Origin of the sequence: Dietzia sp. DQ11-71, from assembly GCF_014144995.1 — a bacterium.
Classification (GTDB): Bacteria; Actinomycetota; Actinomycetes; order Mycobacteriales; family Mycobacteriaceae; genus Dietzia; species Dietzia kunjamensis.
The window spans coordinates 1-7401 of the sequence record NZ_JAALDT010000089.1; the positions used below are offsets into that span (position 1 = coordinate 1).

The 7401-nt window shown below is 70.2% G+C and carries 9 protein-coding genes; 5 read left to right on the forward strand and 4 right to left on the reverse strand.

Annotated elements, in window-relative coordinates:
- Positions 1 to 402: alpha-(1->3)-arabinofuranosyltransferase domain-containing protein (locus G6023_RS03605; protein ID WP_182634107.1), on the reverse strand; the 402-nt coding region annotated here is incomplete at its 3' end.
- Positions 403 to 437: 35 nt separating this feature from the next.
- Positions 438 to 605, reverse strand: a complete 168-nt coding sequence (locus tag G6023_RS03610) for a DUF2613 domain-containing protein (RefSeq protein WP_082923887.1) — start codon at positions 603 to 605, stop codon at positions 438 to 440.
- A gap of 219 nt (positions 606 to 824) precedes the next feature.
- On the opposite strand from G6023_RS03610, the gene G6023_RS03615 reads away from it, so the two are divergent.
- Genes G6023_RS03615 through G6023_RS03625 form a run of 3 tightly spaced genes read left to right on the forward strand, consistent with a single transcriptional unit; the run spans position 825 to position 4393 of the window.
- Positions 825 to 1451 carry a TetR/AcrR family transcriptional regulator gene (locus G6023_RS03615; protein WP_082923886.1) on the forward strand — a complete coding sequence of 209 codons (627 nt, stop codon included), beginning with the start codon at positions 825 to 827 and terminating at the stop codon, positions 1449 to 1451.
- On the forward strand, positions 1448 to 3325 hold the full coding sequence (locus tag G6023_RS03620) for a long-chain-acyl-CoA synthetase (RefSeq protein WP_132062859.1): 1878 nt from the start codon (positions 1448 to 1450) through the stop codon (positions 3323 to 3325). Before G6023_RS03615 ends, G6023_RS03620 begins: the two co-directional genes overlap by 4 nt.
- A gap of 54 nt (positions 3326 to 3379) precedes the next feature.
- Complete coding sequence (locus G6023_RS03625) at positions 3380 to 4393, forward strand: alpha/beta hydrolase (protein ID WP_182634108.1); 1014 nt, start codon at positions 3380 to 3382, stop codon at positions 4391 to 4393.
- A 28-nt stretch (positions 4394 to 4421) separates the two neighbouring features.
- Here G6023_RS03625 and G6023_RS03630 read toward each other — a convergent pair whose 3' ends face one another.
- The gene (locus G6023_RS03630; RefSeq protein ID WP_067715934.1) at positions 4422 to 4895 is read right to left on the reverse strand and encodes a nuclear transport factor 2 family protein; all 474 of its coding nucleotides are present in this window, start codon (positions 4893 to 4895) and stop codon (positions 4422 to 4424) included.
- Complete coding sequence (gene argJ, locus G6023_RS03635; RefSeq protein WP_067716002.1) at positions 4892 to 6112, reverse strand: bifunctional glutamate N-acetyltransferase/amino-acid acetyltransferase ArgJ; 1221 nt, start codon at positions 6110 to 6112, stop codon at positions 4892 to 4894. Before argJ ends, G6023_RS03630 begins: the two co-directional genes overlap by 4 nt.
- A gap of 315 nt (positions 6113 to 6427) precedes the next feature.
- Here argJ and G6023_RS03640 point away from each other — a divergent pair, with 315 nt between their 5' ends.
- Together G6023_RS03640 and G6023_RS03645 are read left to right on the forward strand one after the other, a co-directional pair.
- Positions 6428 to 6589 carry a hypothetical protein gene (locus tag G6023_RS03640; protein ID WP_156523569.1) on the forward strand — a complete coding sequence of 54 codons (162 nt, stop codon included), beginning with the start codon at positions 6428 to 6430 and terminating at the stop codon, positions 6587 to 6589.
- 365 nt (positions 6590 to 6954) lie between these two features.
- A complete protein-coding gene (locus G6023_RS03645) occupies positions 6955 to 7113 on the forward strand; it encodes a hypothetical protein (RefSeq protein WP_172812139.1) in 159 nt (52 codons plus the stop codon).
- Positions 7114 to 7401: the final 288 nt, after the last annotated feature.

The window sequence follows — 7401 nt, forward strand, 5'->3', positions numbered from 1 at the left end:
CGCGAGCGCGTAGAGGACGCCCGCGACCGGGCGCGTGACGCGGGTGCCGATGCGCAGCGCGGCGGCGACGCGGACCACGCCGACGAAGGCGACGGTCAGCACGACGGCCCACCACAGGCGCTGGGTCAGCCAGGCCGGCATCCCGACCAGGTCGAAGACCGCGAAGAACGGGCCCTGCGGGAACAGGTATCCGTACGCCTGGTTCTGCACCTGGCCGGAGAAGGACAGCCCGGTCCACAGGTGGGTGGCCTGGGCGAGGAAGCGCCCGGGGTCCACGACGAGGTCGTACTTGGTGTCCGGGACGACCAGACCCGGGGACTGCAGGCACGCCAGCAGGAGAAAAGCGAGGAACGCGACGACCGCGTCACGCGCGCCGGCGCCGAATCGGGCCCCGCGGATCACCTACGCCGGCGTGAGGGATTGACGGCTGCGCGGGATCAGCGCGCGCCGTACTCGACCTGGCCGAGCAGGGCCTGGTCGGCCGGCGGCTGCGCGACCTCGGGGATGGAGTTCTCGGCCATGGCGGTGTTGACCCCGAAGGCGACGATGCCGCCGAGGACGATTCCGCCGACTGCGCTGGCGAGCGCTCCGGTACCGAAGCTCATCGGGTTCTCCCTGCGGTTCACGTGACAGTGTCTGACGATGTCTCACGGCGGGTGCTGTGGAGCACACCGACGCCGGAAGAGTAGCACCCGCGGCCCGCCGGATCGGCGGAGCGGCTCCCATAAGTCCTTACCGGCGGGTAAGTTGGGTGTGGCACATGACACCGCGCCACACCAGACCGCACCACACCGCACCGCAGCGCGCCCGCCGGGAGGAGACCTGTGACGACGGGGACCAAACGCATCCCACGCGCGATCCGCGAGCAACAGATGCTCGATTCCGCGATCAGCGTGTTCTCCGATCTCGGCTACCGGTCGGCCTCGATGGACACCATCGCCCGCCACGCCAGCATCTCCAAGCCGATGCTGTACCTGTACTACGGCTCCAAGGAGGAACTGTTCGCCGCGTGCGTGGTCCGGGAGTCCGGGCGGCTCATCGACCACCTCACCGACGCCGCGACCGGCAGCGCCGGACCACGGCGGAGACTCGAGGGCGTCGTCCAGGCGTTCCTGGAGTTCGTCGACCAGCACACGGACTCGTGGAACGTCGTCTACCGTCAGGCATTCGCCGAACCCCAGTTCCGTGAGGAGGTCGAGAAGACCCGGTCGGTCCTGGTGGATCTGACCACCGACCTCCTCGCGCAGAACTCCGTCGACGAGCGCAGCCGCGAGGTGCTCGAGGTCGTCGCGACCGCCCTCGTCGGGGCGGGCGAGGCGGTCGCCGACCGCGTCGCGCACCGCTCGATCCCCACGTCGGTGGCCGCCGGGGTCGTCGTCGAGCTCGCCTGGCGTGGCCTCGCGGGCGACCCAGCGAAGTCACTCACCACCGCCACAGAGGAGAAGCCGTGACCGACACGTCCACCGCCACCGCCCGCCCGTCCGAGGCCGCCCGGACCCTCAGCCCGGCCGACCTCGCCAAGGGCCTGCCCTCCCTGGTCGCCGACCTGCCGTCCGTCCTCAACGGTCTCCGCATCGTCCGCACCTCGCGCAGCAGCCACAAGGTGTCCATCGGCCGCCGCTTCCAGAAGCTCGCGGCCGACCGGCCCGACGCCCCCTTCCTGAAGTTCCTCGGCACCGAGATCACCTACGGGGAGGCCAACCGGCGGGCCAACCGCTTCGCCGAGGTGCTCAGGGCGCGCGGGGTCCAGCGGGGCGACACCGTCGGCATCTGCATGGTCAACCGCACCGAGGTCATGCTCGCGATCCTGGGTGCGGTCAAGGTCGGCGCGTCGGTGGGCCTGCTCAACCACCACCAGCGCGGCGACGTCCTCGACCATTCGCAGAAGATCATCGAGTCCAAGGTCGTGCTCGTCGGCGCCGAGTGCGCCGAGGCCGTCCAGTCCGTCCCCCGGGAGAACTGGGTCGGCGAGCTCGTCGCCGTCAGCTCCCCGATCGACCTGCCCTTCCGCGAGTTCCGCGCGAACCACCGCCCGGAGGAGCTGTCCGACCTGACCTGGCTGGAGGACGAGCTCGACGCACTGGGCGACGACGTGGGTGACACCAACCCGCCGGAAGCCGACGACACCGTGGGGGACGAGACCGCCTACTACGTCTTCACCTCGGGCACGACGGGCCTGCCCAAGGCCTCGACGATGTCCCATTACCGCTGGAACAAGGCGATGGCCGGGTTCGGCCTGTCGGGCGTGCGCCTGCGCAAGGACGATGTCCTGCTCTGTCCGCTGCCGATGTACCACAACAACGCCCTCACGGTGGGCCTCGGCTGCGTGCTCGCCGCGGGTGCCTGCATGGCGATCGAGGAGCACTTCTCGGCGTCGAAGTTCTGGGACCAGGCCCGCGCGGCCGGCGCGACCGCGGCCATCTACATCGGCGAGATCTGCCGGTACCTGCTCAACCAGGATCCCGGCCCGGGCGACCGCGACCACTCCATCCGCGTCATGACCGGCAACGGCCTGCGCCCCGAGATCTGGCACGAGTTCCAGGAGCGGTTCGGGATCGGTCGAATCTGCGAGTTCTACGCGGCCAGCGAGTGCAACATCGCGTTCGTCAACGCCTTCAACGTTCCCCGCACCACCGGGTACTGCCCGATGGACTTCGCGATCGTGGACTACGACCCCGAGACGGGCGAACCGCGCCGCGGCGACGACGGCCGACTGACCAGGGTGGGTACGGGCGAGACCGGCCTGCTCATCAGCGGCATCTCGGACACGCAACCCTTCGACGGGTACACCGACAAGGAGGCGACGGAGAAGAAGATCGTCCGCGACGCCTTCTCCGACGGTGACGCCTGGTTCGTCTCCGGTGACCTCATGCTCGACCAGGGGTTCAAGCACGCGTCGTTCGTCGACCGCCTGGGCGACACCTTCCGCTGGAAGGGCGAGAACGTGGCGACCACCGAGGTCGAGGCGGCGATCAGCGCCCGGCCCGAGGTGGACCAGGCCGTGGTCTACGGCGTCGCGGTGCCGGGCGCGGACGGCAAGGCCGGCATGGCGGCGATCCGTCTCCACGACAGGTCCGACTTCGACGGTGCCGCCCTGGCGCAGCACCTGCGGGACTCGCTGCCCTCGTACGCGGTGCCGCTGTTCATCCGGTTGTCGAAGGAACTCGAGCACACCTCCACCTACAAGAGCCGCAAGACCGAGTTGCGGGAGCAGGCCTTCGACACCTCGCGGTTCGACGACCCCCTCTACGTGCTGAGCAAGGAGAAGGGGTACGTCCCGTTCTACGATGGCGCGGAGAACGACGTCGTCGCCGGCACCGTCTGAGTCCCCCCGCCCGACCCGGCCGGCGCCCCCCCTACCAGGAGGTCCAGCCGCCGCATGCCCAGCCGCCGCACGTCGCGCCGCGCCCGGCCCGACCCGTCCCGCCGCTCGCTGTTGATCGGCCTCTCGGCCGGCCTCGGCGGGGCGGCGGGGTGGGCCCTGACGTCGATGATCGGAGCGGGTGACGACGACGAGGGGTCCGGTTCCGGCCAGAATGCGGACTCGGTGGGACCGCGCCCGTACGTGCCGCCCGAGGGAGCCGTCCCGGTGACCGAGCCCCGCCGCCACTACTACGCCGATCCGGGCGACACCGACGGCCAGACGTTCGGCGACCTGTACCTACCCGACTCCGCGAACCCGGCGTTGCCGGTGGTGGTGCTGGTCCACGGCGGGGGGTGGAAGGACTCGCTCGGCCTGGCGTACATGGAGAACCATGCACGCGACCTGGCGTCCTTCGACGTGGCTGTGTGGAACGTCGAGTACCGGCGGGTGGACTCCGGCGGCGGCTGGCCCACCACCGTGGCGGACGTCTGCGATGCCGTCGACCACCTCGCCGAGGTCTCCGCGCAGCTCGACGGCCGGTTGGATCTACGCCGGGTGGTGGTGGCCGGGCACTCCTCCGGCGGTCATCTCGCGCTGTGGGTCGCGGGGCGGGCGCGGCTACCGTCCTCGCTGCCCGGGTCCCGGCCGGTCGTGCCGGTCACCGGCTGCGTCTCCCTGGCCGGGGTGTCGGACCTGCTCATGGCCGAGCGCACCGGCGACCGGTACGTCCACAGGCTCCTCGGTGGCCGCCCGGACGATCGCCGCCAGCGCTACGTCGACGCGTCCCCGGCCACGCATCTTCCCGCCGGGATTCCGGTGGTGTGCGTCCACGGCCGCGACGACAAGGTGGTCCTGCCCGAGCAGTCCGAGTCGTATGTCCGGGCGGCCCGCCGCGCCGGCGACCCGGCCCGGGTCTCACTGGTCCCCGGCGGGCATGACCCGTGGGGCGACATCAGCGGCACCGTGTGGCACGACACCCGCGACACGCTGCTGGCGATGGCCCGCCGCAATCCCAACCCGGCGGGTTAGCTCCAGGCGGTGTCAGTTCCAGGCGGTGTCAATTCCAGCCGGTGTCCACGCGGATCCGTTCGAGCCGCCGGTAGGCGATCAGCCACTGCCCGTCCACCCTCCGGTACCGCTCGTGGTAGTGCCCCCAGCCGTGGAGCCGCCGTTCACGGCCGTCGACCGACCACCACAACCGGTCCTCCATCGCCCAGATGCCGGTGGCCGTGGGTTCACCGGTGGTCGGGTCCGGGCCCGTCAGCTCCAGCAGCGGCGTGTGGCCGTGGTGGACGCTCGTCACCGGGTTCGGACCGTCGAGGGTGTCGCGGATCGCGGCGGTGAGCGCCTCGCGCCCGCGCACCTCGGCCGCGCCGCCGCTCGCCGCCCACGACTCGCTGACCACATCCTCGGTGTGGCACGGTCCGTAGGCGTCCCACTGTTTGGTGTCCATGACGTACAGGCGCCGGGCGAAGACCGCCCGGATCGCCTCGAGGTCCTCCACCGCGCTCCCGTCGTGCAGCCGGCTCATGTCGTGTAATCAGCGTTGATCGAGATGTATTCGCGACTCAGGTCGCAGCCGTAGACGGTGCAGGCCCCGCCGGCCACGCCGGCGCCGCTCTCCACACCCAGGTCGACCGCGATGGTGACCTCCCCGGCCCGCATGATCTCGGTGAGCCGCTCGAGTTCGGCCTCGCCGGGGAACGCCGGGTAGGTCTCGAGGTCGCCGAACACGATGCGGACCCGCTCGGGGTCGATGTCCGTGTCGTCGTGGCACTTGCCGATCGCCATGGCGACCCGTCCCCAGTTGGGGTCGGCGCCGTGGACCGCGGTCTTGACCAGCGGGGAGTTGAGGATCGCCTTGGCCACCCGCTTGGCCTGGGTCCGGTCCCGCGCGCCGGTGACCTCGACGGTCAGGAGCTTGGTGGCGCCCTCACCGTCGCGAGCGAGCTGGCGGGTCAGGTCGAGGCAGATCGCCTCGAACGCCTCACGCAGTTCGACCTCGCCGACAGGGTCGCCCGCGCCGCTGGCCAGGGCGATCGCGGTGTCCGAGGTCGAGGTGTCGGTGTCGACGGACAGGCAGTTGAAGGTCTCGTCCACCGCGGCCCTGAACGCGGAGTCCAGCACCCCCGGCTCCACCGCGGCATCGGTGAACAGCACCGCGATCATCGTGGCCATGTCCGGTTCGACCATTCCGACGCCCTTGGCGATGCCCACGATCTCGGCGGTGCCGCCCGTCGTCGTCGTCACCTCCACCCGCGCCGTCTTGGGATGGGTGTCCGTGGTCATCATCGCGGTGGCCAGCGCGACCGCGTCGGCGTCGAACCCGGCACCGGCCAGGCCGTCGAGATGCGTGCGCAGGAGGTCCATCGGGTACCGCCGGCCGATGACGCCGGTGGAGGCGATGAGCATCTCCTCCGGCGCCGCCCCCACGGCGGCGGCCGCATGCTCGAGCACCTCGCGCGCGTCGGCCATGCCCTGTTCGCCGGTGGCGACGTTGGCGTTCTTGGCCACGACCACCACGCCGCGCGCCCGACCGCTCGCCGCGTTGGCGCGGCTGAGCACGACCGACGGTCCGGCGAAGAGGGATCGGGTGAACACCGCCGACGACGCCGGGGAGGGACCGTCGTTGACGACGACGAAGACGTCATCCCCGCGCTCACGCAGACCCGCGGCACCCGCGTGGGCGCGGAAGCCCGGCGGGAGCGGGATCGTCTGGGCGGCGACGGCGGCGTTCGGCGGAGTCATGGTGACCATTCTCCCCCGCCGGGGTCCGCCGGCGGTATGCGACCGCCCGTGTCGGGCCGGGGCGCCTGCTGAAGCCCGAGGTATTTCAGTAATGTGACCCAACTAACACGAGAAAAATGGGGAGCCCCCTTATCTGCATTGATAAGAAAGTGTGCGACCGGAACACCGGGCGAAAACCTCCCCGGAGGTAGTAATTCCGCGGGTGCTGCGTAACGTCCTCCAGCGGATTCGGGATGTACATCACGAGTCCGAAAGCAGGACTGCACCACGAGAGCGGCGCACCCTCGCGCCGCCCACAGACGAAAGGGGTCTCTCATGATCGAGAGCATCTTCACCGGTTTCCTCAACTTCTTCAACAGCCTGATCGGCACCGGCTCCGACGCCGCCGAGGGCTTCGTCAGCACCGGCTCCGCCGCCGCCGACGGTGTCTACGGCACCGTCACCGGCTCGCTCGGCAACGTCGTGGGCGCGCTCTGAGCTGAGTGACGCTGGACCCACGAGGTCCTAGTCACTTTCAACGCCGGCATTCTCTTTCGAGGATGCCGGCGTTGTGCATTTACCAGCCCCTTCTTCTCCCGCCTCCGGGCTTTTCCGGAAAGGCGCAGCACGCCTTTCAGGGCTGAATGTGGCGTAGATCACATTAAACCGCGAACCCGGGCCGGCCAGCGTAAGTAAAAGACATTCCCCGTGGACCGCCCGCGATTGGCACTGAACCGGGTGAATCCCGCTGCAGCTCTACGTAGCGTCCGAAGGTGAGTTCCCGATGAGCCCCGAGCTCGCCGGGAACCACGCACACCGATCGACGCACCAGGCGTCGCATCCCCCGACGAAAGGACCACATCATGGGTTCCATCGAGACTTTCCTCCCCGGCCTCGCCACCGGCTCCGCCGCCGTTAACACCGGCTCCGACGTCGTCGACGCCGGCGCAGGCATCATCGCCGAGGTGCTCAACACCATCGGTGGCTTCGTCGCGCAGGCCACCGGCTCGCTGACCAACTGAGCCGACGCGCCTGACGGCGCCTCGCCCGGGCCCGGCTGCGGTCGGCCCGAGCGCACAGTGAGACCGGCCCCCGCTCCGGCGGGGGCCGGTTTCCGCATTTCCGCAACCCGTTCTGTCGCGACCCGTTTCGTCCACACGCGCCGGTACCGTGGAGCCATGGAACTCGACCTGACCCGCCACGTCGCCGCCGACCCCGACACCGTGTGGGCCGTGCTCACAGACATCCCCGAGGCGCATCGCACGCTCAGTGGCGTGCTGGCGGTCGAGATCCTCACCTCCGGCCCGTAT